The 24,985-nt window shown below is 60.2% G+C and carries 22 protein-coding genes; 19 read left to right on the forward strand and 3 right to left on the reverse strand.

Going from position 1 to position 24,985, the window contains the following annotated elements; all coding sequences use genetic code 11:
- Positions 1 to 2: 2 nt before the first annotated feature.
- On the forward strand, positions 3 to 1,217 hold the full coding sequence (doeA, locus tag ACLIRY_RS09985; protein WP_413205222.1) for an ectoine hydrolase DoeA: 1,215 nt from the start codon (positions 3 to 5) through the stop codon (positions 1,215 to 1,217).
- A 3-nt stretch (positions 1,218 to 1,220) separates the two neighbouring features.
- Positions 1,221 to 2,261 carry a N(2)-acetyl-L-2,4-diaminobutanoate deacetylase DoeB gene (doeB, locus tag ACLIRY_RS09990; RefSeq protein WP_413205223.1) on the forward strand — a complete coding sequence of 347 codons (1,041 nt, stop codon included), beginning with the start codon at positions 1,221 to 1,223 and terminating at the stop codon, positions 2,259 to 2,261.
- 67 nt (positions 2,262 to 2,328) lie between these two features.
- On the opposite strand, the gene ACLIRY_RS09995 is transcribed toward doeB, so the two are convergent.
- The 3 genes from ACLIRY_RS09995 to ACLIRY_RS10005 form a co-directional block, all read right to left on the reverse strand.
- Complete coding sequence (locus ACLIRY_RS09995) at positions 2,329 to 3,252, reverse strand: 50S ribosomal protein L11 methyltransferase (RefSeq protein WP_413205224.1); 924 nt, start codon at positions 3,250 to 3,252, stop codon at positions 2,329 to 2,331.
- A 262-nt stretch (positions 3,253 to 3,514) separates the two neighbouring features.
- Positions 3,515 to 3,742 carry a hypothetical protein gene (locus ACLIRY_RS10000; RefSeq protein WP_413205225.1) on the reverse strand — a complete coding sequence of 76 codons (228 nt, stop codon included), beginning with the start codon at positions 3,740 to 3,742 and terminating at the stop codon, positions 3,515 to 3,517.
- Positions 3,743 to 4,441: 699 nt separating this feature from the next.
- Entirely contained in the window at positions 4,442 to 5,203 is a 762-nt protein-coding gene (locus ACLIRY_RS10005) for a class II aldolase/adducin family protein (RefSeq protein ID WP_413205226.1), read from the reverse strand.
- Between the two features lie 182 nt (positions 5,204 to 5,385).
- Here ACLIRY_RS10005 and ACLIRY_RS10010 point away from each other — a divergent pair, with 182 nt between their 5' ends.
- From ACLIRY_RS10010 to ACLIRY_RS10090, 17 genes are all read left to right on the forward strand, one after another.
- Complete coding sequence (locus tag ACLIRY_RS10010; protein WP_413205227.1) at positions 5,386 to 6,354, forward strand: NAD(P)-dependent oxidoreductase; 969 nt, start codon at positions 5,386 to 5,388, stop codon at positions 6,352 to 6,354.
- 102 nt (positions 6,355 to 6,456) lie between these two features.
- On the forward strand, positions 6,457 to 7,143 hold the full coding sequence (locus tag ACLIRY_RS10015; protein WP_413205228.1) for a TetR family transcriptional regulator C-terminal domain-containing protein: 687 nt from the start codon (positions 6,457 to 6,459) through the stop codon (positions 7,141 to 7,143).
- Positions 7,125 to 8,318 carry a pyridoxal phosphate-dependent aminotransferase gene (locus ACLIRY_RS10020; RefSeq protein ID WP_413205229.1) on the forward strand — a complete coding sequence of 398 codons (1,194 nt, stop codon included), beginning with the start codon at positions 7,125 to 7,127 and terminating at the stop codon, positions 8,316 to 8,318. The genes ACLIRY_RS10015 and ACLIRY_RS10020 overlap by 19 nt, the downstream gene beginning before the upstream one ends.
- A gap of 327 nt (positions 8,319 to 8,645) precedes the next feature.
- On the forward strand, positions 8,646 to 9,413 hold the full coding sequence (locus tag ACLIRY_RS10025) for an FkbM family methyltransferase (protein ID WP_413205230.1): 768 nt from the start codon (positions 8,646 to 8,648) through the stop codon (positions 9,411 to 9,413).
- Positions 9,414 to 9,956: 543 nt separating this feature from the next.
- On the forward strand, positions 9,957 to 10,910 hold the full coding sequence (locus tag ACLIRY_RS10030) for an AEC family transporter (protein ID WP_413205231.1): 954 nt from the start codon (positions 9,957 to 9,959) through the stop codon (positions 10,908 to 10,910).
- A gap of 105 nt (positions 10,911 to 11,015) precedes the next feature.
- Entirely contained in the window at positions 11,016 to 12,542 is a 1,527-nt protein-coding gene (locus ACLIRY_RS10035) for a penicillin-binding protein activator (RefSeq protein ID WP_413205232.1), read from the forward strand.
- Positions 12,543 to 12,707: 165 nt separating this feature from the next.
- Positions 12,708 to 14,885, forward strand: coding sequence for an adenylate/guanylate cyclase domain-containing protein (locus ACLIRY_RS10040; protein ID WP_413205233.1), 2,178 nt, complete (start codon positions 12,708 to 12,710; stop codon positions 14,883 to 14,885).
- 10 nt (positions 14,886 to 14,895) lie between these two features.
- Entirely contained in the window at positions 14,896 to 16,380 is a 1,485-nt protein-coding gene (locus ACLIRY_RS10045) for an ABC transporter substrate-binding protein (RefSeq protein ID WP_413205234.1), read from the forward strand.
- 87 nt (positions 16,381 to 16,467) lie between these two features.
- Positions 16,468 to 17,112 carry a trimeric intracellular cation channel family protein gene (locus ACLIRY_RS10050; RefSeq protein WP_413205235.1) on the forward strand — a complete coding sequence of 215 codons (645 nt, stop codon included), beginning with the start codon at positions 16,468 to 16,470 and terminating at the stop codon, positions 17,110 to 17,112.
- A gap of 276 nt (positions 17,113 to 17,388) precedes the next feature.
- Entirely contained in the window at positions 17,389 to 17,715 is a 327-nt protein-coding gene (locus ACLIRY_RS10055; RefSeq protein ID WP_413205236.1) for a hypothetical protein, read from the forward strand.
- A 294-nt stretch (positions 17,716 to 18,009) separates the two neighbouring features.
- Entirely contained in the window at positions 18,010 to 19,857 is a 1,848-nt protein-coding gene (gene nifA / locus ACLIRY_RS10060) for a nif-specific transcriptional activator NifA (protein WP_413205237.1), read from the forward strand.
- Positions 19,858 to 20,521: 664 nt separating this feature from the next.
- On the forward strand, positions 20,522 to 22,030 hold the full coding sequence (gene nifB, locus ACLIRY_RS10065) for a nitrogenase cofactor biosynthesis protein NifB (RefSeq protein ID WP_413205238.1): 1,509 nt from the start codon (positions 20,522 to 20,524) through the stop codon (positions 22,028 to 22,030).
- A gap of 87 nt (positions 22,031 to 22,117) precedes the next feature.
- Positions 22,118 to 22,303 carry a 4Fe-4S dicluster domain-containing protein gene (locus ACLIRY_RS10070; protein ID WP_413205239.1) on the forward strand — a complete coding sequence of 62 codons (186 nt, stop codon included), beginning with the start codon at positions 22,118 to 22,120 and terminating at the stop codon, positions 22,301 to 22,303.
- 203 nt (positions 22,304 to 22,506) lie between these two features.
- The gene (locus ACLIRY_RS10075) at positions 22,507 to 23,292 is read left to right on the forward strand and encodes a 4Fe4S-binding leucine-rich repeat protein (protein ID WP_413205240.1); all 786 of its coding nucleotides are present in this window, start codon (positions 22,507 to 22,509) and stop codon (positions 23,290 to 23,292) included.
- A 6-nt stretch (positions 23,293 to 23,298) separates the two neighbouring features.
- On the forward strand, positions 23,299 to 23,586 hold the full coding sequence (locus ACLIRY_RS10080; protein WP_413205241.1) for a nitrogen fixation protein NifZ: 288 nt from the start codon (positions 23,299 to 23,301) through the stop codon (positions 23,584 to 23,586).
- Positions 23,586 to 23,801 carry a putative nitrogen fixation protein NifT gene (gene nifT / locus ACLIRY_RS10085; RefSeq protein WP_413205242.1) on the forward strand — a complete coding sequence of 72 codons (216 nt, stop codon included), beginning with the start codon at positions 23,586 to 23,588 and terminating at the stop codon, positions 23,799 to 23,801. The genes ACLIRY_RS10080 and nifT overlap by 1 nt, the downstream gene beginning before the upstream one ends.
- Positions 23,802 to 23,806: 5 nt before the next feature.
- Positions 23,807 to 24,670: an SIR2 family NAD-dependent protein deacylase gene (locus ACLIRY_RS10090; RefSeq protein WP_413205243.1), complete on the forward strand. Its 864-nt coding sequence runs from the start codon at positions 23,807 to 23,809 to the stop codon at positions 24,668 to 24,670.
- Positions 24,671 to 24,985: the final 315 nt, after the last annotated feature.

The following is a 24,985-nucleotide window of genomic DNA, read 5'->3' on the forward strand; positions in this document are numbered from 1 at the left end:
CCATGACCAAAATGGGCACCGTTGAGGAACAATCCTTGCGCAATCCGCGCTTTGAAACCTCGGAATACCAAATCCGCATCGCCAAGGTCCGCGCCTCCATGATGGAGAAGGACCTGGATCTGATTATCGTCTCCGATCCGTCCAACATGAACTGGCTGACCGGTTACGATGGCTGGTCCTTCTATGTGCATCAATGCGTGCTGCTGGGGCTGGAGGGGGACCCCCTCTGGTTCGGTCGGAACCAGGACGTGAACGGCGCCATCCGCACCTGCTTCATGGCCGAAGACAATCTGCTGGGTTACGAGGACCACTACGTCCAGTCCGATGTCCGCCACCCCATGGATATCCTCGCCCAGGTGGTCACGCGGGGCGGCTGGAGCACGGCGCGCATTGCCGTGGAAATGGACAATTATTGGTACACGGCCAAGGCCCATGCCACTCTGGTCGGCCACCTGCCCAATGCCACCTTCAGCGACGCTTTGGGGCTGGTGAACTGGTGCCGGGCGGTGAAGTCGGAGCGAGAACTATCCTACATGCGCACCGCCGCGCGCTTTGTGGAGCGCATGCACCAGCGCATCCTCGACAAGGTGGAGGTGGGCCTGCGGAAATGTGATCTGGTGGCGGAGATCTATGACGCCGGTCTGCGTTACGACCAGGAGTTGGGCGCGGGCGGCGACTATCCGGCCATCGTGCCCCTGCTGCCTTCGGGCAGTGACGCCGCAGCGCCCCACCTGACCTGGGACGACCGCCCCATGCGTGCCGGTGAAGGCACCTTCTTCGAGATCGCAGGCGCCTACCACCGCTACCACTGCCCGCTGTCGCGCACCGTCTTCCTGGGCAAACCGCCCGCCCATATCCGCGAAGCGGAGAAGGCCATCCTCGAAGGGATGGAAGCCGGACTGGAAGCGGCCAAGGCCGGGAACCTGACGGAGGATATCGCCAAGGCCTTCTTCGGAGTGCTCAACGGCCGGGGGATCATCAAGAACAACCGAACGGGTTACCCCATCGGCCTGTCCTACCCCCCCGATTGGGGCGAGCGGACCATGTCCCTGCGGATCGGCGACAAGACGGTGCTGGAACCGAACATGACCTTCCACTTCATGACCGGCCTGTGGATGGACGACTGGGGGTTGGAGATCACCGAAAGCATCGTCATTGGGGAGAAGGGCCCGGAATGCCTGGCCTCCGTCCCCCGCGAACTCTTCGTGAAGGATTGAGCCGTGTCCACCTCCAGAGCAACCGTCCCCGATAACGACAACGCCATTGCGCTGAAGGCCAATCCCATCAGCGCGACCATCCCCCTCGACCAGGACGGCACGCACCACGGGTTCCTCTCCCTGCCCTACAGCCGGGATGATTCCGCCTGGGGGGCGGTGATGATCCCCATCACCGTCATCAAGAATGGCGAGGGCCCCACGGCCCTGTTCACCGGCGCCAACCATGGCGATGAATACGAGGGGCCGGTGGCCCTGCAAGACCTTGCCCTCACCTTGGATCCTTCGGAGATCTCGGGCCGGGTGATCATCGTCCCCGCCTTCAACTATCCGGCCTTCCGGGCAGGGGCACGCACCTCGCCCATCGATAAGGTCAACCTGAACCGGGCCTTTCCCGGCCGCCCCGACGGCACGGTAACTCTGAAGATCGCCGACTACTTCACCCGCACCTTGGTCCCCCAGGCGGACCTTGTTCTAGATATTCATTCTGGTGGAAAGACCCTGGACTTCCTGCCCTTCGCTGCGGTCCATGTGTTGGAGGATCCAGTCCAACAGGCGGCCTGTGTGGCAGCCATGGAGGCCTTCAATGCCCCCTATTCGATGATGATGCGCGAATTGGACAGCGCGGGCATGTACGACGACACCGTGGAAGCCATGGGCAAGGTCTTTGTCACCACTGAATTGGGCGGTGGGGGCTCAGCCACGGCGCGCACGATCGCCATTGCCAAGCGTGGCGTCCGCAACCTGCTGGTCCACGCGGGTATTCTCTCAGGCAGTCTAGAGCGAAAGGCCAGCCAGATGCTCGATATGCCCGACGACTCCTGCTTCATCCAGTCCGAGAGCGATGGTTTGTTCGAGCCTTTGGTGGATTTGGGGGCTGAGGTCAAGACGGGCCAAGAGATCGCCCGGGTTTGGCCCCTGGACCGCACCGGCGTCCCGCCCCGAGCCTATCACGCCCGCCGCGACGGTCTGTTCGCTGCCCGCCATTTTCCGGGGTTGGTTCAGACGGGCGACTGCTTGGCCGTGGTCGCCGACAAGGTCCGATAAAGGCATCCAGCCACGAAAAAGCCCGCCCCCATGAGGGAGGCGGGCTTTTTCATTTAAACGCACGCACTCAGGCGGCGATGGGCCGCCCCCGGATCACGCAAACTTCGTGATAGAGCGCTACATTGGGGTCCTTATCCGCCAGGGCCTGCGCCTCGCAGGCGGAAAGGGGAGTTTGGCCGTTCTCATCGGCAAAGAACTTACAAACAAATTCCTGTTCCAGCCCCGTCCCCGTCAAGGCCTTCTCGAGGGTCACGAAAAACGAAATGTCCGTCCCCGCATCCTGCAGCACGATCCGAGACGCGATTTTTTCCGGCTGGAATCCGTTGGCTTCAAAAAATTCAAACAGGATCTTGGTGCCGACCCGAGCACCGAAATTCATCACAACTTCCGCCTTGGGCGCATGTTCGCGGATCCGGCGTAACAAAGCTTCGTTCAATCCCAAGCCAACCGAATTGTAAGGATATTCGTCAAACATCGCCCAGGGGTAATAATGGGCGATATGGTCCTCGGCCCGCGCCTCGGCCCCTTCACCGAGGGGCACCGATTGCGCGTCCCGAAAGGCGCTGAGACGCTTGTCATTGGGATCCCCCACCTGGGGAATACAGGCAACGACGACATCGGTTTTGGCAATCTTGGCGCGTGCTTCTTCCGTATCAATCAGGCTAACCGCGCCTTCGACCGGGTGAAACCGGGCCGCGTGTTCAGGGGAGAGGCTGCGGATGTTGCGTTCGGCCAATTCAACGAGGCGTGGATCCAGATCACTGCCGTAATAGGCCTTGGCGCCGCAGGTCCTTAAAACGAAGGCTGCATTGATCCCCGTGCCAATACCGACTTCATAGACCGCCTTGTCCTTCAGGTCGGCCCGTTCCAGGCCCTGTTGAAATGTTTGGGTCCACGGATCCGTCGGATCAAAGGCAAAATCGGGTGCTTCGAGGGTCGGCTCACTTGTCTCTTGATCAGGGCTGATCTTTGATCCAGTGGCATCGATCATCTTGTTTCCTTTAAATCGGCTCCCGGTGGTCGAGTAGGTCGCCGCACCAAGAGAGCATGCACAACCGCCGCAAGAGTGCATTGCAGCGGGGTCCCCTGCAGGGCCGGAGGGGGCCGGAGGGGGCCAGAGCGGAGGGAGCGAAGCCGCGGACGCGGCGGATTGAGACCCCTTTGAAATGTTCGCCGGACGCTGTCCTGCCAGGGCATGACCCCTGGCGAAACAGTGCCCGGCGAACGCACCAAATGCGGACTTTAGCGACGCCCTACCTCAGGGCGTCGGTGGCCAGGCGGACATCCCCCGCCATGCCTCCAAGGGATTGGGCGATACGGTCCCGGTCACAGGCCGAATCGAGCACAACACCGAGCGGCAAATGCTCGTCGGACAGTCCGGTCAAAGCCTGCTTGATGCGCAGCACGGTCGGTGCGGCAGACAGACCACTACAATCAATGGCACGGGCGACGGTATTGGCGATGGTGCTAGAAACAGTCATTTTTTCTACTCCTTGCTAAGCGGGCCGAGAAAAGTGATCCGCATCTCTGATAAGCCGAGTTCCCCCACGGAACTCGCTGTTATCGTCATCGCGCGTCGGGCTGCTTGCACCGGGACAAAACCGCACAGGTCTCCGTGGCCGAAACAACGGCGACCAAGACAGTTCTCTTCATTTTGTCCGTTCCAACCCCCGTGAGACGGAGGCCGACCTCCCCATACCGGAGGCCCTGTCGGAAGGCGGCGCGGTGTGTTCAACCCGCGAGGAGGCCCAAGATCGGCCCCCATACGCTCTGACCTAGGAGGTGATCCACTTCGAGGGCTCGTTTGCCGTTCCCCGAAAGACCATGAGTGAACCCCACCCATGATCCGGATATCAAACCCATTTCTGGGCAATAATGCGCGTCAAAGCGAATTTAAGGCTATGTGTGCACCGCAGTGATGTCAAGGCTGATGTGGCTAGTTTTTGAGCGGGAGTGGAACAGGATTAAATTTTCATCACAAGAACGCACAGGACGATAGGTCCCCAGACTCTTGTCATGAGACATCTCTATAGTCGCCCAATACTCTTGATCTTCGCCGGAAATGCACAGGTCCGACGACCCTCATTTACGCCGCGCGACGAAGTGCCTCCAATTTTTATAGGGAAAAGACCAAATCCCCTTGGCCTTGATCGGCTCGATCATCTGGTGAGAGCCCTCTCCTAATCGCGAAAGCCAGGATCCAGCCGATCGGCGAGGCGCATGTAAGCCTCCCATTCAAGCTGCAAATCCCCGTCATCCAGGGCCATTCCATCAAACTGCTCGCGCACGCGCTTGACCACATTTTTGTCGATTGCCCTCAAGGGGGCGCCCATGGCCAAGGTGGCTTCTTGAATCTCGCAAACCCGACAGAGGTAGAACATGGTGGAGAACATCTCTGCGGCATTCCGACCGACGGACACCAAACCGTGGTTGCGCAACACCAAGCCGATGTTGTCACCGAGGCTCTTGGCGATATCCGCCCGCTCCTCAAGGTCCAGGGCGATCCCGGTGAAGTCGTGGTAGCCAATCCGCCCATAGTACTGCAACGCAATCTGGTTCAGCGGAAGGATCCCGTCCTCAAGGCAGGATACGGCAATGCCCGCCCGCGTATGGGTGTGCATCACCCATTCCGCCGTATCGCTGGCCATGTGGACGGCGCTATGGATGGTGAAGCCCGCCGGATTGACACGATAGGGGGTCGTCTCGACCTTGTTGCCGTCCACGTCGATTTTGACGAGGGACGACGCAGTGATCTCCTCCCACATCAGGCCATAGGGGTTGATCAGGAAATGTCCGGGCTCGCCCGGGACCCGCGCCGAGATATGCGTATAGATGGTGTCCGTCATCTTGTAGTGCGCGGCGAGCCGATAACAGGCGGCAAGTTCGATCCGCGTTTGGCGTTCCGCGTCGCCCATGACGGCTCTCTCTTTCGTCTGGTGCATAATGTCCTCGTTTGCCTTTCCCAATTTCCGTCATCCCCCAGTGGGGAGCCTCCCTCCCCGATTGCTCCAGGGCGGCGGGTGACTTTACTCTTTGATATACAGTTGTATAACTGCATATGAGCTTGGGTGCAAACGTTCCGGCGGCGCCCGTCACGCAAGGCATCATTGGGAGACCATCAACCATGACGAACTCGGGGACGACTTCGGGACCGATTCACGGCGTTCTGTTGAGCGACACTCTGGATCTGAAGGGGTTTTATAAACTGGAGGTCACCGACGAGACCAAGGACGTCCTCCTGCTCAACCCCGACGAGGTGATCGACCCCAGCGCCATCCGCTTTGCGGTCTGCTGGCTTCCCGGACAGGAGGCCTTCGCGCCCTATCCCAATCTGGAAATGGCGATGTCTATCGGTGCCGGGGTCGAAGACCTGTTGGACCACCCCGGGTTGGCCAAGCACATCCCGATTTGCCGGGTCCGCGACCCCCACCAAGCCGCTCTCATGGCCGGTTACGCCGTGCACGAGGTGCTTCATGTGGAGCGGGATTTCGAGCAGATCCTCCGCCACCAGGAAGCGGCCGCATGGAGACCTCTGCCCATGCGGGCGCCGGAGGATCTGAAAGTGGCGATTCTCGGTCATGGGACCATGGGCGCGGCCGTGGCCCGAGGGGTGGCCGCCCAGGGCTTCTCCGTCACCGTGGCCTGTCGGCGCCCCCCCGCCGCGCCGCTGGAGGGCGTCACCTACACCACGGGAGAGGACGCCATCTGCCAAGCCGTGACCGGCGCGGGCATGGTCATCAACGTTCTGCCCCTGACCCCTGTCACCCGGAATATCCTGAACAAGGATCTGTTCGACCGGCTCAGCAAGGGCGCTTGGCTCGTGCAAATCGGCCGTGGCGAACATTTGCAGGAAGACGACTTCCTGGCCGCGCTCGAAAGTGGCCAGTTGAAGGGCGCAAGTCTGGACGTGTTTCGACAGGAGCCCCTGCCCGCCGATCATCCCTTCTGGGCGGACAAACGCCTGCGGATCACCCCCCATATCGCCAGCGATTCCACTCCCCGGATTGTGGTCGAGCAGGTCCTCCGCTCTGCCCGGGAATTGGCCGCAGGCACCCCTCTCAGCCTGTCGATTGACCCGACCCAGGGGTACTGATCCGTCCCCGGGTTTTTTTCAATGGGCTTGATCTGTAATTATTCATCTGTATAACAGGAGGGGTGTCAGGCGGTATGTCCGCGACCTCCAGAGGGATGGTCCATGAGCAGAAAAGCCTTTCAGCGTCTGTCGCTCGATGCCCGCCGGCGGGATCTGATGGAGGCGACCCTCGTATGCATTGCGCGCCATGGATTGCACGGAGCGACCGTGCGCGGAATCACCGAAGAGGCGGGCGTGACCGCCGGTCTGGTCAGGCACTACTTTGGCAGCAAGGACGAGTTGATCCGCACAGCCTATGCCTATCTCGTCGGCCAACTGACGACGGAAGCCAGTGAAAGCGCCAAGCGGTCCCCCGGGGCCGCCAGCGCCCAGTTGGCGGAGTTCTTGAGGGCCAACATGACCCCGCCGAACCTGTCGGAACACAAGGTGTCCCTCTGGGCGACCTTCATTGGGCGGGTCCGCTCCGACAGGTATTTCGCCGAAATCCATCGGGAAGGCTATCGGGAATTCCTCAGCCTGCTCGAAGCCCTGATCGCGCCGGTTCTCGTCGACCATGGGCTGCCCCATGGGGCCGAGACCTGCAAGCGCCATGCGATCGTGTTGAATGGGCTGATCGATGGGCTTTGGCTCGAAGGCTCTCTGCATACCGGGCTCTATGATCAGACGATCCTGCCCGACCTTCTCGTCGAGTCCAGCGAGCGGTTTTTGGGGCTTCCGGCGGGGTCCCTTTCCACTGCCCGCACAACCCAGGAAAAGCAAAGACAGACACCATGCGATATGCCGGAATAACCGACCGCCTCGCCGAACTCGGTGGAGAAAAATGGGCCGTTCACAACGCCGCCCGCGCCAGAGCCGCCAAGGGCGAACAGATTATTGAACTGACGATCGGCGAGCCCGACATTCCGGTCGACCCTGCCTTGATCGATGTCTGTGAAGCCTCGATGCGCGCCGGGCGCACCCATTATTCCAATGGCCGGGGGGAAACCGGGCTTCTCGACGCCTTGGTGGAAAAATACAAGCCGATGTATCCGGACATCACCCGGGACCACATTCTCTGTTTTCCCGGCACGCAGACCGCGCTTTACGCCGTGATCACCGCCTTGGTCGATGCCGGTGATGGGATCCTCGTGGGGGATCCCTATTACGCGACCTACGAGGGCGTCGTCCGCGCCCCCGGTGCCATCCTCCAACCGGTTCCCCTCAGCATCGAAAACGGCTTCGTCATGCAGCCGGAGGACTTGCGGGCCGCCGTCACGGAAGACAGCCGCGTTCTGGTCCTCAACACCCCCCACAATCCCACGGGCGCCCTGCTGGACCTGGACACCATCGCCAAACTGGGCGATATCGCCTGCGACCATGACCTGTGGATTGTCTGCGACGAGGTGTACGAGGATCTGATTTTCGAAGGCACCTTCGCCTCTCCCTTCCAGATCGACCGGCTGCGTGAACGCACGATCGTTGTCTCCTCCATTTCCAAGACCTTCGCGGCAACCGGTTTCAGAAGCGGCTGGGCCGTTGGTCCGGTGGAGTTCTGCACCAAGCTGTTACCGATTTCCGAAACCATCCTGTTCGGCAATCAACCCTTCATCGCCGACATGACCGAGGCAGCCCTGCGCGGCCAATTCGACACGGCCGAACGCATGCGCCGCAGCTATGCCGCCCGGGTCGACCTCATCTCCCGTGAACTGCAATCCTGCCCGACCTTGAAAGCGGGGAAAGCATCGGGCGGCATGTTCGTCATGATCGATGTGGCCGATACGGGCCTGGACGGCGAGGCCTTCGCCTGGGGCCTCCTCAAGGAGCAGAACGTGGCGATCATGCCCGGGACCTCCTTCGGCGAGAACGCAAAAACCCTGATCCGCGTCGCCCTGACGGTCCCCGATGACACACTGAGGGAAGCCATGCGGCGCATTCTTCTCTTTGCCAACTCCCTCGAAATGGCGAGGCAGAAAGCGGCTGTGTGATGGCTCCAGACGACAGTACTCAGCCATCATATGCGGGGCGTCCGCAGGCAACGCTCCCTGTGGAGAAGGTCAGGAACGAGAGAACAAACATCGTTTTCCGAGTTCCGCCCCTGGGGTCTGGGGAGGCGATGCCTCCCCAGCGGGGGGTGCGGGGGCTGGCCCCCGCCAGGGCAAGGCCCTTATCTCAAGTGGCGCGGGATGAAACCCACGCCGCTTCATGGTATGGTTTTCGGGCTGGGCCTAAAGTTTCATTTCTAAATTAAGAAACGCTACATATCGGGAAATGTCATGTTCTATAGAATTCTTAATATGCTCCCTAGGTACTATATGTCTGTAAAAAATCTTGGGTTATTTTGTTCTTTTCTGATTATTTTAAATAAGGCGATTCCTGGGGTTTCAGGTAACGAAGTGGTATTGAAGACGAAAAAATTTGGAAATGTCCATTGGCGGACAAGGGATGATTGGGTCATTGTGCATCTGTATTGTCCCCAAGTGGAAATTTATTCTCCTGGTTCGAAAATAGATATTCGTGTTGTTGTAGACCTGGGGGCGAATATCGGTCTTGAAACGATGCGTTTCAAGAAAATGTATCCCGATGCGCGAATTGTCGCTGTCGAAGCGGAAGGCGCCAACTATACGCAGCTTGTGAAGAATACGAAGGACTTGTGTGATGTCACGGCAGTGCAGGCGGCGATATGGAGTTCTGACGCGCATTTGAAATTGGTCTCCGGCTCATCCGATAGTCAGGCCTTTAATCTTATCGAGAGTGAGGTCGGGGAGTCCGCGTTCGACATGAGGGGCAGAAGCTTGGTGAGCATTCTGGACGAGCAGGGCTTGGCCGAGGTCGACATTCTCAAAATCGATATCGAGGGCGCTGAGAGCGAACTCTTCGGGGATGGGTGTGACGTTTGGCTTGGCCGCATCAAATGTTTCATCATTGAATGCCCGGACCATGACGCGCCTTTGACGGTTCAAAAGATATTCAAGGCATTTGACAGAAACGGAATCGCGGTCAACCTGTACCTGCATGGCGAGAATTTAGTGATCGTCAAGTCGGACCTGGATTGGGCCTGCCGATCTATCGTTCGTTATTAAAAGACTCTCCAAAAGCGTCAGTTCCGCATAGGCGCGAATGACGACAGAACAGTTTTTCCGCACCCTGTTATACCAAGCGGCGCGGGTTGAAACCCACGCCGCTTTTCTTGCGCTCAAACGCCAGGCGGGCTTTTACGCGCCATAAGGCGCGGCGGCCACTTGGCCGCTTCCAAGGTGCGGTGTGTCAAACTCACCGCACCTTGGTATTAAATCGATGCCGACTCAAGGCTCCCACAGGGACACGACAGGGGTGTTTTCCCGTCACGGGGCTTTGGCCCGTCCCCCACTGGGGCCGAAAGGCCCCAGACCCTTATAAAAGAGAAATGGGGGTTTGGGGACATTGGCCCCCAAATGGGCTTGGGCTATCGCCCAAAAAACACGAGACACTGTCGTATACCGTGGAATGGGCGGTCTGCAGAGGCACTGGGCCCTCCCGATTTTTATGGGTCGCTACGCAAAGCCGATGGCTTGCTTGATTTCTTTCCATGCTATGGAAATGAGGCCATGGCCTTACTTTAGAGTGAGTTTGGGGAGACCGCGAGCGTGCTTCAGATCCTAACCATCACCGCGCCGATTTTTATCCTTATCGGCTTGGGGTATGTCCTGGCCCGGACGGGCTGGTTGCCCAAAGATGCCATCCCGGTTCTGGGGCGCTTTATCCTCTATTTGGCAGTTCCAGCGCTGATCTTTCGGGCGCTCTCGACCAACGACCTGTTTTCCACGGTCGCCCCCCTGTTCCTGCTGGCCTATGGTGGGGCGGCCATCTGCTCTTTCCTGTTGGCTTCGGCTTTTTCGCTTTTTATTGCCAGGGACGGCCTGGGGCTGAGTGCCCTGATCGGCTTGGGGGCCTCGCTACCGAATACCGTTTTCGTCGGTTACCCCCTGGTGTCGCAGATCTTTGGCGAGGCCGTTGCACCGGCCTTCATCATGGCGCTTCTGGTTGAAAACCTGCTGTTGATGCCGCTCGCCTTGTTCCTGCTGGAGGCAGCCCAAGGCCTGGGGGGCGGACGTAGCCTCGGGGCGGCGGCCCGGGCCATTGGCAAAAGGGTCATCACCAACCCGATGATGGTCGCGATTACCCTGGGAGGCGTGGTTTCCGTCCTGGCCATTCCCGTGCCCGTGGTTCTGGCCAAATGTGTTGATCTGTTGGCCATGGCGGGGCCGGCCATGGCACTGGTCTATATCGGCGCCTCCCTCGCCGGAACACAGATCAAGAAAATGCCCAGGGAGGAGTTGACCATCGCCCTGTCGAAATTGGTGGCTCATCCGCTTTTGGCGTTTGGGGCCGTGGCGCTATTGCCGTCCTTTGATCCCCTGCTCCAGAGTGCCGTGATCATCCTGTCCAGCGCCCCCATGTTGGGTGTCTTTCCAATTATGGGCGCCCGCTACGGGCATGGTCCCCTGTGCGCCAGGGCCTTGACCCTCTGCACGGCACTTGCGTTTCTGACGATTTCGATAATTCTTTGGGGGCTGGAAAGCCAACCTGTAATGGGGTAATGGGAGGAGCCTTAATTAAGACCCTTTTCTCGGACTGTCCGTTCCCTCATGGTTGCGGACGTGGCGCCCGTGATGGGGCCGAAATGCACAGGGGGACAAAGGTCCATGCAGCGACTGAAGCGGAGGCGTCTGGGTGCCATTCTGGCCTTTGTGGGCGCATTGGGGCAGGGGGCTTGCGCCCAACAGCAAGTGGAGGTCAAGCCAGCACCCATAAAGCCATCGGTGGTCGAGGAGGCGCCGAAGCAGGCGGCCGTGCCCAAGGGGCCAATGACCGTCGCCTTGCTTTTGCCCATGACCGGGGAGGCTGGACGTCTGGGCGCGCGCTTGTTGCATGCCGCCCAAGCGATGCTGCTGGAGAGCGAACACCCCGGGAACGGGGCGACCCCGGAACGCCAAATCGGTGTGGCGTCCGCCGATGACATGCGCCTTCTGCCCTTCGACACTCAAGGAAAGCCTGAAGGTGCGGTCGCTGCTGCCAATGCCGCGATCAAGGCGGGGGCCAGCCTGATCGTCGGCCCGTTGTTCGGCGCCAATGCCCAGGCTGTCCGGCCCGTTCTCGCCGCAGCCGGTATCCCTGCCCTGTCCCTGACCAACACCAATGCAGCAGCTGATGAGACTCTGTTCGTTCTGGGGCATGCGCCCGCGCAACAGGTGGAGAGGATCTTGACCCTGGCCGCCCAAAATAATCAGGGGCGGGTGTTGGTGGTGGGGCCGGACACGGCTTACAGCCGCTTGGCCGCAACCGCTGCTCGGGGCTTGGTGGGCAAGGGGGTGAGCGTGGTTGCCGCGGATCTTTACCCCCCGTCCCTGGACTATAACGCCCTGGTGACACGGGTGAAGGGGCTGGCCCGACTGCCCGCAGACGTGGTTCTGATCCCCGCAGGGGGGCTGGATCTGGTCGGTCTGTCCTCCCTTTTCCAGTATTTTACTCGGGTGGGGGAGAAGCAGTTACTGGGCACCATCCTTTGGGAAAATACACGGGGTCTGGAACGGGAGATCTCCCTGCGCGGTGGGCGCTATATCTCAACGCGATTGCTGCGGCCAAAGGTCGACCCGGAAGTCGTTTCGGCAGGCGATTTGCTGGACGCTGCCATGGACCCCGTGGGAGACGCGGATAAAACGTCAAAATCGGGAGAGGCAGAAGCAAAAGAAGCTCTGGCCGATGCTCTGATGGCACCCGATCCCATTCCCGCGCAGCCCGAATTCGAACCCGCCGAGCCGACGGCCGAAGAGTTGGCCCGTCGGCCCCGGGATCCGGATAACCTGGAAGCCCTGGTCATGGATGCCCTGGCGCTGGCCCAGGTTTGGTCCAAGGACCGCACAATGTCACTCCATGACTATCTGACCGCTGTTCAGGGGTTCGAGGGAGCGAGCGGTCGGTTTCGTCTGCGGCCCGATGGAACCTCGGAGCGGAGTTATTCGGTCCTGGAGCTGACTCGGCAGGGGGCGGTTTTGGTCAGTGCTCCCGTGGAACGCTTCTCCGGGGCCAAGGCCGCGCCGCTCAAGTTGCCCCGCCACAAGGTGCCCGTCGCGGTAGAGGTGGAGGTGGAGGAGCCCGCAGACAACGCTCCCGGCCCCGCAGGCGACCCGGCGGCGTCCGCCGCACCTGCGAAGGCTGCACCCTCCATATGACCTTTGGTCCGTGAATAGGGGCGGTATGGTAGAGGGTATGCCGCCCTTTCCAGGCTAGCCCCGATAAAAAACAGCCATAGGCATATATACGGCTTCCCTCCATATCGACTTGCATATAGGGTTTCCCCTAATGATTGTGTCTTTGTCGATATATAGGGTTAAGCCATGGTCGCAGTTCGGTGGAGGGGGGTTGTTCCCCTCCAGATCACCATATTTCTGCTGTTCCTCATGGTCCTGGCGGTACTGACGGGGGTTATTATCTGGTATAACTACCGGAGTAACGCCCAAGCAGCTATTGTTCAGGCCGAAATCCTTTTGACCGAGGTTGGCGGCAGGGTGGCCGAGCGCGCCAAACTGGTCAACGAGCCCCTGCTCGCCCTCGGGCGCATGTCCCCCTATCTGGAAAGTTTGGCCGACAAGCCGGATCTGGCCCCCCATCCGGCGACGGCTTTGTTGGCCCGCTCCCTAGAGGTTCATCCCCAGATTTCGGCGGTCTACATGGGCTACGCCGATGGCGACACCTACATCATCTTTTCCCTGCCCTCCGGTGAGGAGCAGAAACGGCAGGCGCTTCTGGCGCCGGAAGGGAGTCGTTTCGCCATTTTCCGGCTGATGCGAAATCGGGACGGCAAGCGGGTGGGGCTGTGGCGCTATCTGGATGCCGACCGAAGCACCCTGGGGTCACGTGTGGAATGGAAGCCGGATTTCGACCCTCGGAGCCGGGTTTGGTTCCGCCGAGCGCGTGAGTCCGAGGGCTTGGTGCGCAGTCCTCTATACCACTTCGCCTATGTCAATGAATTGGGATACACGGTCTCGCAGCGGTTCGATGGGCCCGTCCCCGGAGTCTTTGGTGCGGATGTCTCCCTCGGCTCCATGTCCCGGTTCCTCGCCGCCCAATCCTTCAGTGCGAACAGCAAGGTGGTGATGTTTACCGAAGGGGGGGTGCTGACGGGGCATCCGGACGCGGATCTGGTGGCCTCTGGCATCCGCAGACGGGGATCGGGGGAGCCCATGCCCCTTCACCTGTCCCAGACGGGGGATCCGGCTCTGGTCGCCCTCTACAAGGCCGTGAAGAACAACCCGGCCCGGGAACCGAGAACCCTGAGGTTGGAGACAGCCGATGGTGAATACTTGGCTCGAGTGGCTCCCTTGCCCCAGACCTTTGACCGGGCCGAATACCTGGCCGCCCTGGTGCCCGTCGACGAAATCCTCGGTCCTATCGCTCTGAATGGCCGGAACGCGGCTTTTGTGTCCTTGATTCTCTTGGGGTTGGCGGTGCCGATCATCCTGTGGATGTCCCGCCGGGTGAGTCGCCCCATCGAAGCCCTGATCGGCGAGACGGAGAAGATCCGGAGTTTCGATTTGGCTGCCCCCGTTGTCGTCCGGTCCCGCATCAGGGAGATCCGCGCGCTTGCCCAGTCGCTGGACACGATGAAGACCAGCCTGCGCAGCTTTGGCCGCTTTGTGCCCCGGGCCATGGTCCGGCGTATCGTTCAGAGCGGGCAGGCCCCGGAATTGGGAGGGCGGCGGCGCGAGTTGACCTTGTTTTTCAGCGATATTGCCGGGTTCACGGATCTTTCTGAGACCCTGGATGCGGAGGTGCTGACCCGGCGGATTTCCCAATACTTCCAGGTGATCGGCACCGTTCTGGAAGAAAAGCGGGGGACCATCGACAAATATATCGGTGACGCCATCATGGCCTTCTGGAATGCCCCCATGGCTGACAAGGAGCACGCCCGCCGGGCCTGTCTCGCTGCCCTGGAGATCGATGCGGTCCTGGGGGGCTTCAATTCCCGCTTGGAGGCTGAGGGCCAGGCTCCTTTGGTGACCCGAATTGGCTTGCACACGGGCGAGGCGGTCGTCGGCTACATCGGATCGGTGGACCGCATGGATTACACCGCTATGGGGGCTGCGGTGAATCTGGCGTCTCGCCTGGAAGGGTTGAACAAGCTCTACGGTACGCGGATCCTTATCAGCCAGGATACCTTGGACCGGGCGGGTGAGGGCTTTGTGGCTCGCCCCTTGGACCTCGTGCGGCCCAAGGGAGTGGCGCACCCGATCCGGGTCTATGCCCTGATGGGGCTGCGTGGTCCCCGGGAGTCTCTGACGGAAGAGCCCCTGGTGGCGAGCGCCGACGTCGAGGCGCTGATCGCCGATTGGGGGGAGGCGCGGAAACCCTTCGACGATCGGGATTGGTGCGGGGCTGTCTCCTCGCTGAAGGCTTTCCTGGGGATCCATCCTGGAGACAGGGCGGGCGCTCTGCTTCTGGAACGCGCCCAAGCCTTTTTGCAAAAACCGCCTTCGGATGACTGGGATGGGGTGTTGGATGTCACAACCAAATAGCCTTGATCGAATGAGCCCCAAGAGAAAAATACACGGGCGCGGTGGTCTGCTGGCGCGTCTGGCGCTTCGCGTGCTGCTCGTCGCCTTCGGGGGCATCGGCCTGTTTTTCCCCGCGACGGTGGTGCGGGCCGAGACCCTGACCTTTTGGGTTTCCGAAACCGATCCGGAGTTTGTCGCGGGCACGGAATACCTCCTAAACGCTTTCATGGCCCTCAATCCGGACCTGACGGTGACACTGGTATCCCTGGAGGAAACAGCGGTTTTTGACCGGTTGCGCGCCGCATGGCGGGCGGGGGAGGAACCCCAGTTGGTTCTGGCTCCGACCGAGAGCCTGTTGGCCTTGGGCCGGGAAGGAATCCTTGATTCTTCCATGGCCGAGCAGGTGATCGATGAAATCGGGCGGGCCCGCTTCTATCTGGGTCCACTTGCCCTTTTGGACGACGCCTCTGGGTTCGGACATGTGGCCATTCCCTATTACGCTTGGTTGCAGGGGGTGTGGTATCGGTCCGATTGGTTCGACGAGGCGGGCCTGATACCCCCTGAAAACCTGTTCGATCTGCTGGCGGCGGCCCGGGCTTTGCGGGATCCGAAGAGAGGGCGCTATGGCATCCTTTTGGGAACGGCGGGCGATTCCTATACGACCCAGGTTTTCTCGCAGATTGCTCTGGCCATGGGCGTTGCTCTGATCGACCCCAAAAAGGGGGTGACGATCAACACGCCGGAAATGGTGCGCGCTTTGACCTTTTACCGGGATCTGACCGAAACGGGTCCGCGGGGACGTCTGACGCCGCAGGGGCGGGATTACTATTTGCAGAACCGTCTGGCCATGTTGTTCTATTCTACGCACATCATGGACGACCTGGCCCTGTCCAGTGCCGCAGCCGGGGCATTGACGGACAAGAATTTTCCAGAACTTACAGGAGGGGTCTTCGATCCGGAGCTTTTGCCCCATACAGGGATGATCGCCTCCTTCTATGACTCCTCCGTTGCGGCCTTTGGCGTCACGATGGCTCTTGGGATTCCCTATCCCGCCACTCGGGCCAAGGCCGCAGCGATCACGCGGTTGGTTCGGTTCTTGTTTCGCGACGACGTTTTGATCAACTGGATGCACAGGGCCCCCGGCGGCATGATGCCCGTCATAAAAGGTGTCACCGATCGCGAGGCGTTCATGCGGGATCCCAAGGGGGTTTTTGCCCGGTGGGGACGGGATACCGTGGACCAGATTATGGGTGCCCTGGACAATATGCGCTCCCTGGCCCAGGTGGGCGGCGTCCCGAATGAGGAAGCCGCGCGGCTTTTGACGTCGGGTCTGATCGGGGAAATGGTGCGCCAGGTTGTGATGCGGGAGCGGACCCCCAAAGGGGCCGCCGCCTGGGGTCAACGTGCCGCCTTGCGCCAGGGGAACAGCCAGCCATTCATGAAGAATGAGCCGGGTAAAGGCAACGGAACCAAAGGTGGAAGACCCTTGACGGAGGGGAAAGAGGGCGCCATGTGAAGCCCTTGCGCCTTATTCCTTTCCCCCTTCCCCCCTTCCCCCCTTTCCCCCTTCCCCCCTTTCCCCCTTTTTCTGGGTGCTCCTCCCATGGATGTCGAAACGCCCCTGTTCTGGTTGGATGTTTTCGGCCAGGTGGTCTTTGCCATCTCCGGCGCCCTGGTCGCAGCCCGCAAGGGCATGGACATTGTGGGATTTGCTTTGATGGCCACGGTCACTGGAATTGGCGGTGGGACCTTCCGGGATCTGGTGCTCGGCCTGACGCCGGTCTTCTGGGTGCGAGAGCCACGCTATCTGGTGGTTTGTGTGGTCGTGGGTATGGCCACATGGCTGGTGGCGCACCGTCTGAACTCCCGCTTGACGGCTCTGCTTTGGGCTGATGCCGTGGGCATCGCATTCTATACGGCGGTGGGGACAAAGGTGGGGCTGGACGCCGGTGCCAGTGTGTCCGTCGCCGTGCTCATGGGGGTAATGACCGCCAGCTTCGGCGGGATCGTCCGGGACCTGATCGCCAACGAACCCAGTTTGATCCTCTATCGGGAGATTTATATTACGGCCTGTGCGATTGGGGCCTTTGCCTATCTGGGGATTGGAGCCTTGGGATTTGGCGACCTGCCGGCCATGGCTGTGTCCTTTCTGGTTACCTTCGCCATCCGGGGGGCGGCTCTTGTCTTCGGGTTGAGCTTGCCCGGTTACCGGGAGAAGATCGACAAGGCCCGAGACAATCTTTCTTGACCCAATGAAGGTTCGGCGCTTAAGTAGAGGCATGTGCACCGTCAATCATCAGGCCATTCGGCGAATTATGAACCCGGTCCTCTAAGGAGGGTCGGGCTTGTGCCGTTTGGCGTCGGTGTAGAAGGGGCCTCTCCCTTCCGCCGTGGATGGTAGAAGGGGTTCCCCCTTCCGCCGTGGATGATTGTCCCGGGTCATGTGCCCGGGCCTGAACCTCTGTGGATTGAGATGGCGTGGAACGCCCCGTCCGCCCCGGTTCGGGAGCAAGGAGCCTATCCCATGAACAGCTTTTCCGCGACTTCTTCACAGGTGACCTCTTCGCAGGGTTCTTCTTCAGACACCGGGGCGAACAGTCAGCCCCATTGTCTGGCCATCCAGGCCCTTGCCGAGCCGGGGCTGATCGAACGGGTCGTTGGCCAATTGTCCAAGCGGGGGTTTGTGCCCAGTCGTCTGGTCTCAACCCTGGAGGGAGAACAAATGGTTCTTGATGTTCAAGTGGTCGGTTTGGAGGATGGGGTGGCGCGCCATCTGGCCCAATGGCTGCGGAGTTTACCGGGGGTCGATTCGGTCCTGCTTTGTCTTCGAAATGGCGTTCCAGCGGAATAGGGCGTAGATCGGAGGGACCGGATCTGAGACTTTTGATTGAAGCTTGGGCAGAATTGTCGGAGCCGATGTTGCGTTGCCCACAAAATACGCTAATGTAAGTGAATAAGGACGGCATCGAATGTCCAAATAGGGAATCGTCCATAAAATCGGGCCATCAATGGCCCTTGGTTTGAGCCATCGCGCGGAAGCCAAGGAATGGCTGCCCACTCTGAAACGGGGGGAGGGGGCGGCTCGGAAGGTGCCGCTTCTTTTGAAGGGGTGTCCACCAGCTTTAGGGACTCGAGGACAATCGATATGCTCGACACGGTCAACATCACACAGACCCGCTCGCAAGTCCGGGAAGGGAGTGTCGACAACTCCCTTCCCCTGATCACGATTTACGAGATCAGTAAAATCCTGGGATCCACGCTTAATCTCGAGAAGTCCATCCATGATGTCTTGAATATCCTGTCGTCCTATTTGCAGATGCGGCGGGGGGTCGTAACCCTGCGGGAGGACCATGGAGAGTTGGAGGTCATCGCGGTGGCAGGCATGTCCTTGCGCCGTGCCCAGGAGGGGGAGGAACGCTTCCCCCTGGCCCTGGCCCAACAGGTGATCGGCACGGCCATGCCCGTGATCATCCACTCCCTGGCCGACGATGCCCAGTTCGTCCGCTACGCCGCCGGTGCCGATGTGATGGAAGACGAGGTGCAGTCCCTGATCTGCGTGCCCCTGAAGACCATTGGCAAGCCCTTCGGGACTCTGTCCATCGAACGCCATCGGGACGGAACCAACAGCTTCCAGTTCGAGCATGATGTCCGATTCCTGACAATGGTTGCCAATCTGATTGGTCAGGCGGTGAGTCTGGAACACAAGGTCGCCGCAGACCGGGAACGGCTGATCCTGGAAAAGGCCCGCCTGGAAAAGGCCATCCCCCGCCCGGAAACGGGCAAGTTTGCTGCGGCAGGCCTGGATAACGTGATTGGCCATTCCGACGCGATGATGAAGGTGTCCGCCCAGGTGCGCCAGGTGGCGCCATCCCGCGCCACGGTGCTTTTGCGTGGGGAAAGCGGTACGGGTAAGGAACTGATCGCCAAGGCCGTCCACTTCCTCAGCCCCCGGGCCGACAAGCCTTTCGTGAAGGTCAATTGTGCCGCCCTGACCGAAACCTTGCTGGAATCGGAACTTTTCGGCCATGAGAAGGGCGCGTTCACCGGCGCAACTTCCGACCGCAAGGGGCGGTTCGAGATGGCCACGGGGGGCACGCTGTTCCTCGACGAGATCGGCGAGGTCTCTCCCCAGTTTCAGGCCAAGTTGCTGCGCGTCCTGCAGGAAGGGGAGTTGGAGCGGGTCGGCGGAAACAAGACCATCAAGGTGGATGTCCGTTTGATCGCGGCCACCAACAAGGACCTGGAAGACGCGGTGACCCGGGGGGAATTCCGGGCCGACCTGTATTTCCGCATCAACGTGGTCCCCATCTTTCTGCCCGCCCTACGCGAACGGAAGGAAGATGTGCCCCTGCTCGCCCGGTTTTTCCTCGATAAATTCAACGAGGAGAATGGCCGGGGGATGCGCTTTTCCGACGGTGCGCTCGAGGTCATGAGTTGCTGCAAGTTCCCCGGCAATGTCCGGGAACTGGAAAACTGCGTGTTCCGGGCTGCGACTCTGGCTCAGAATGATGTGATCCAGGAACTGGGCCTGTCCTGCCACAACGACCAATGTTTGTCGGCAACCCTTTGGACCCGGCGGGGAGCAGGGAAGTCCATTGGCGGATTGGCGCCGGTGACGGAACAGGATGTTCCCGATACTTTCAGTACGGCCTGGGATAATGCCCATTCGGCGTCGGCCCGGCCTGGGGCGGCACGGCCCTCGATACCTGGGCCCAGGTATCCCGCTCCATCCGTCCCGGGGCCACTGTCTGGATCCGATAACCCCGTGGGGGAGGGGGGCCGATACCATGACCAGGGTGCGGCCCCTGGCGATTTGAGCGGGGACTTGCCCGGGGATTTCAATGATAGTGGTCTGAGTGAAAAGGATCGGCTGCTCCTGGCCATGGAAAAGGCCGGTTGGGTCCAGGCCAAGGCGGGGCGCTTGCTGGGGATGACCCCGCGGCAGATTGGCTATGCCCTGAAGAAATACGACATCCCGTTAAAGCGCATGTGAGCTCAGGGCTTTGTAAGAAAAACGCCGCTCCGTATCTCGGGGCGGCGTTTTCGTTTCCGGGGTATGGAACGCATCCGGAAAAGCGAGATTCTGGAGCGCTGATACCCAGGTGCGGTGAGTTTGCCTCACCGCACCTTGGAAGCCGCCAAGTGGCCGCCGCGCCTTATGGCGCGTAAAAGCCCGCCTGGCGTTTGAACGCAAGAAAAGCGGCGTGGGTTTCAACCCGCGCCGCTTGGTATGAGAGGAAAAGTGGGCATCGGTTTCACGATACACGACAGGGCGTGTTTTCCCGTCACGGGGCTTTGCCCCGCCCCGACTGGGCCGAAAGGCCCCAACTATTCTTTTTGGCCGAAAGGCCCCAGACCCCGGGCTGTTATGTTTAAAAGAAAAATGGGGGTTTGGGGGCATTGCCCTCAAATGGGCTTGGGCAATCGCCCAAAAAACACGAGACACTGTCGTGTCCTGTGCACCGGTTTTCCGTTCGATGCTCAATGTGATCTGACCCAAGTCCGATGTCGACAAACCCACAATTGTCGGAAGACCGACAGAGCTGACATTTCGGTAATCAATTGATTTTAAACAAAACATAGTTTGGCATCATCTTTGCTTTATCTCTTCCCAGTCAGCCGCCTCATGGGGCGCCAACGGAAGAAGGAGAGGGATCGTGTCGCAACAGGTCATTTCCCTGGACAGCATTTCCAGCGTCTCGGATACCGCCGAGCTGCGTGACGTCGTCGCCTCTGGCGGATGTTCTACTGAAGGACGCTGCGGTGACTCCTCCGGTCCCGATGACATGCCTCCTGAAGTCTGGGAGAAGGTCAAGGATCACCCTTGCTATTCGGAAGAAGCCCATCACTTCTTCGCTCGGATGCATGTATCTGTCGCCCCGGCCTGTAACATTCAGTGCAACTACTGTAACCGAAAGTACGATTGCGCGAACGAGAGCCGCCCGGGCGTGGTGTCCGAGCGTCTGACGCCGGAACAGGCAGCCCGCAAGGTGATCGCTGTCTCCAACGAAGTGCCCCAGCTCTCCGTTCTGGGCATCGCTGGTCCCGGGGACAGCCTATTCGATTGGCGCAAGACCTTCGAGACCTTCAAGCTGGTCGAAGAACACCTGCCGGACCTGAAGTACTGTATTTCGACCAACGGTCTGGCCCTGCCGGATCACCTGGACGAGTTGGCCAAGCACAACATCGACCATGTCACCATCACCCTGAACTGCCTGGACCCGGAGATCGGTGCGAAGATCTACCCCTGGGTCTATTTCAACGGCACCCGTTATACCGGTGTCGAAGGGGCCAAGATCCTGCTGGATCGCCAGATGGAAGGTCTGGAGGGGCTGGTCGCCCGGGGGATCCTGGTGAAAATCAACTCGGTGATGATTCCTGGCGTCAATGACGAGCATTTGAAGGAGGTGAACAAGGTCGTCAAGGCCAAGGGCGCGTTCCTGCACAACATCATGCCGCTGATTTCCGAGGCTGAGCACGGTACGCAGTTCGGTCTGACCGGCCAGCGTGGGCCAACCCCGGCCGAGTTGAAGTCCCTGCAGGACGAGCTGTCCGGTGGTGCTAACCTGATGAAGCATTGCCGCCAGTGCCGCGCCGATGCCGTCGGCCTGCTGGGCGAGGACCGCGGGCAGGAATTCACCATGGACAAACTGCCCGAACAGATCACCGTCGATACCACCAAACGGGAAGAGTACCGGACCTATGTGGAGGCCGAACGGGCCGATCGTCAGGCTGCCGCCCGCAAGGCCAAGGAAGGCCTGTCCCAGGTCCTGGTTGAAGAAGTCCCGACCCGCTTCGTGGCGATCACCACCAAGGGTGGGGCGCGGATCAACGCCCATTTCGGCAAGGTTACCGAATTTCAGGTCTACGAAGTGGACGCCAAGGGGGTCCGCTTCTCCGGGCACCGGCGCCTGCCGGACAAATACTGCGTCGGCGGCTTTGACAACAAAGAGGTCTGGCCCGCCATCGTGGATGCCCTGCAGGGCGTGGATGTGGTGATGACCGCCAAGGTCGGCGGCGGTCCCCGCAAGGTTCTGGAAGACGCCGGCCTGGAAGTCCGCGAGGACTACAAGCTTGAGTACATCGAGACCGCTATCGGCGCCTGGTATGCCGAATCGGCCGGAATCGACGCCTTCGCGCCGTCGGAGGGGAAGGCGATCGCCTAACCCCGCCACGGACCCCCGGGCCGGGGTGAGTCCGGTCCGGTATCACCTTGATCCATCTAAAGACATCGACGTTAAGGAGTAAGAGATATGGCCCTGAAGATCGAAGCCGGTTCCTGCACTGTCTGCGGCGCTTGCGAGTTCGAATGCCCCAATGCCGCCATTTCCATGAAAGGGGACACCTACATCATCAATCCGAAGATGTGCACCGAATGCGACGGTGACGCGCCGAAGTGCGTGGGTGTGTGCCCGACCGACGCCTGCGTTCCGGCTTAATTGGACCGCGGGTTTCCGGGGCCGACTGGAGCTTGGGGGAGACCAGTCGGTTCCGGACCTCTTTAATCAATCGCAGAAGACTGCTTCTGGCTTAGTCAAACGCGGAAGTCTGCGGCAGGCTTATGTCTCATCCCGCACGGCTGGACTCAGAGAAGCCCAAGGGAGATCGGACGAACGGAAAGCCTGACAAGGGGAAGAGTCCCATGGGAGTACCGTGCGATACCAGTGGCGAAGACCGCCTTGATTGGCAAGGAAAGGCCGTCGATTGTGCCATCTGTCCCCACCGGGACCTGAAGGCCGAAGGCCATTGCGTGAAGGGACGTGCCTGTGTCCAGGACCGGCGGGCCCGGATCATCGACGCCTTCTTCCGAACCAACCCCGACCTGTCCGATGGGTACCTGACCCATCCCTATTTCGAAGCGCGGGCCTTGGCCGCCCGCTACGCCAATGTGTTCAAGCTGCCCGCGATGATCGAGGATGTCGATCCGGAAGTGCGCTGGATGGTGTCCCAGCGCTTACCCAGGGCGCAAATCCTCAAGCTGCGCGCCGATCCCGATCCCAAAGTCCGGGTGGGTGTGGCCAACCGTCTGGAAGATGGCGATCTGGTGCCGCTTACCGACGATCCCGACTACTACGTTCGCGTCACGGTGGCCCGCCGACTGAATCCCAGCATGCTGGCCCTGATGATACGGGACCCCGATCCCCAGGTGCGCCGCCAAGTCGCCCGGCGTATTGGCAATGATTGGTTGCTGACCATGGTCTGGGATCTGGACCCTGACGTGCGGCTCGAAGTGGCCCGTCGTCTGGAACCTGAACAACTCGGTGCTCTGGCCCGTGATCCGGATATTCGGGTCCGCCATGCGGTCGCCGAACGCATCGACGCCGACCATTTGGTGATGATGCAAGACGACGCCGAGGACTTGGTGCGCGAGGTCGTGCGATCCCGTGGTGCCGGGGCTTCGGTCATCCCCCTCAAGCAACCGGAGTGATCCCCCATGTCCGATGTCGCACCTCCCGCCATGTTCGATTTGACCGAGCTGGATAGTGATCCGGTCTTTGACTACGGGACCAAGGTCCGCTCCACCAAACACATCAAGAATGACGGAACCTATCCCGGCGCCGAGATCGGCGAGGTGTTGGTTCGCAAGGGCGACGTGGGATACGTGAACTCCATCGGGACGTTCCTACAGCGCTATTACATTTTCGGTGTCGACTTCGTTGAAACCGGAAAACTGGTCGGCATGCGCTCCCGGGAACTCGAGAAAGTGGAGGATGAAGTCTAATGAAGGTGATGATCCGAAAAAAATCCGAGGGCTATGAAGCCTATGTCCCGAAAAAGGACATGGAGGAAATGGTCGTCGAAATGGAAAATGACGGTCTGTGGGGCGGATGGGCCAAGTTGGCCAACGGTTGGGTTTTTCAGATGCCCGAAATGGCCGCCGATACCCGTCTTCCCATCACCGTTGAAGCCCGCAAAATCTCCAGCGGAGAGGAGTGATCCCGATGACCTCCTTGTCGATGACCTCCCTGACGGAAGCGAAGTCCCTTCTGGTAACCGTGGCGGCGGGTATCGCCGGTGGAACGCTGATCCCCTATTTGGGCCCCGGCGTTTTGGAAGTGGGCGAGGCGGAATGCCCCGTCCCCACTTCCACCCGGGGGTTAGTGGAACGTCTGACCCAAAAGGTTGGCGTTCCCGGACGTATCCGCAATAACCTTTGGGCCTCAGCCCAATACATCGAGACCAATCGGCACCGGATCACCCTGGTGCGCATGATGGAGGAGATCTTCAAGCCGGTTCCGGCTCCAGGTGCCTTGCAGACCTGGCTTGCCAGCTTGGAGGCCCTGCCGATGATCGTCGATACCTGGTACGACGCCACCCAGTCCGAAGCCTTGAAGGGGCGGAGCGACTGGGGGCAACTCCAGGGCGGTACCCGCAACGCCGTGGGTGAAGATCGCTACTACAAGGCCTTCGATGCCAGCGGCGCCGAAGTGGGCGTGGATGCGGTCAATGGTTGGAAGACGGTGCTCTACAAACCCCATGGCGCGTCCTGGCCTTCCTGCGACCTGTTGATCAGCGACAGTGACTATGTCGAGGTGCTGACAGAGATCGACATCCAAACCCCAATCCCTCAGCGGGTGAAGGACATCCGAGAAAGTCGGGGGTTCGTTTTCATGGGCTGTCGCTTCTACGACCAGATGCTGCGGACCTATGCCAAACAGATCATGAAGCGGTCCAAGGGGCCCCATTATGCGATCATCACGGACGATCTGACGCGCAATGAACTGCGATTTCTGGACGACAACGAGATCGTTGCGATCAATGTTCCCCTGGAAGAGGCGATTACCGAAATGGTCAACGCGCCTTGAGGCACTCTAAAATCCATCTCGTGAGAATGAAACTGGGCCAGCTTGACTCAAGCTGATCACTGGGCTTTGCCCCGTTCCCCACTGGGGCCGAAAGGCCCCAGACGCTAGGTGGTCGCTGGCCGAAAGGCCCCAGACGCCAGGTGGTCGCTGGCCGAAAGGCCCCAGACCCCAGGCTCTTATTTTTAAAAGAGAAATGGGGGTTTGGGGGCATCGCCCCCAAATGGGTTTGGGCAATTGCCCAAGAAACACGAGGCACTGTCGTGAACCATGGAATCTATTTGAGGGGAGTTGTTAACCTTTTCAGCTCTCCGAACC

Source organism: Rhodospirillum sp. A1_3_36 (assembly GCF_047263945.1).
Classification (GTDB): Bacteria; Pseudomonadota; Alphaproteobacteria; order Rhodospirillales; family Rhodospirillaceae; genus Rhodospirillum.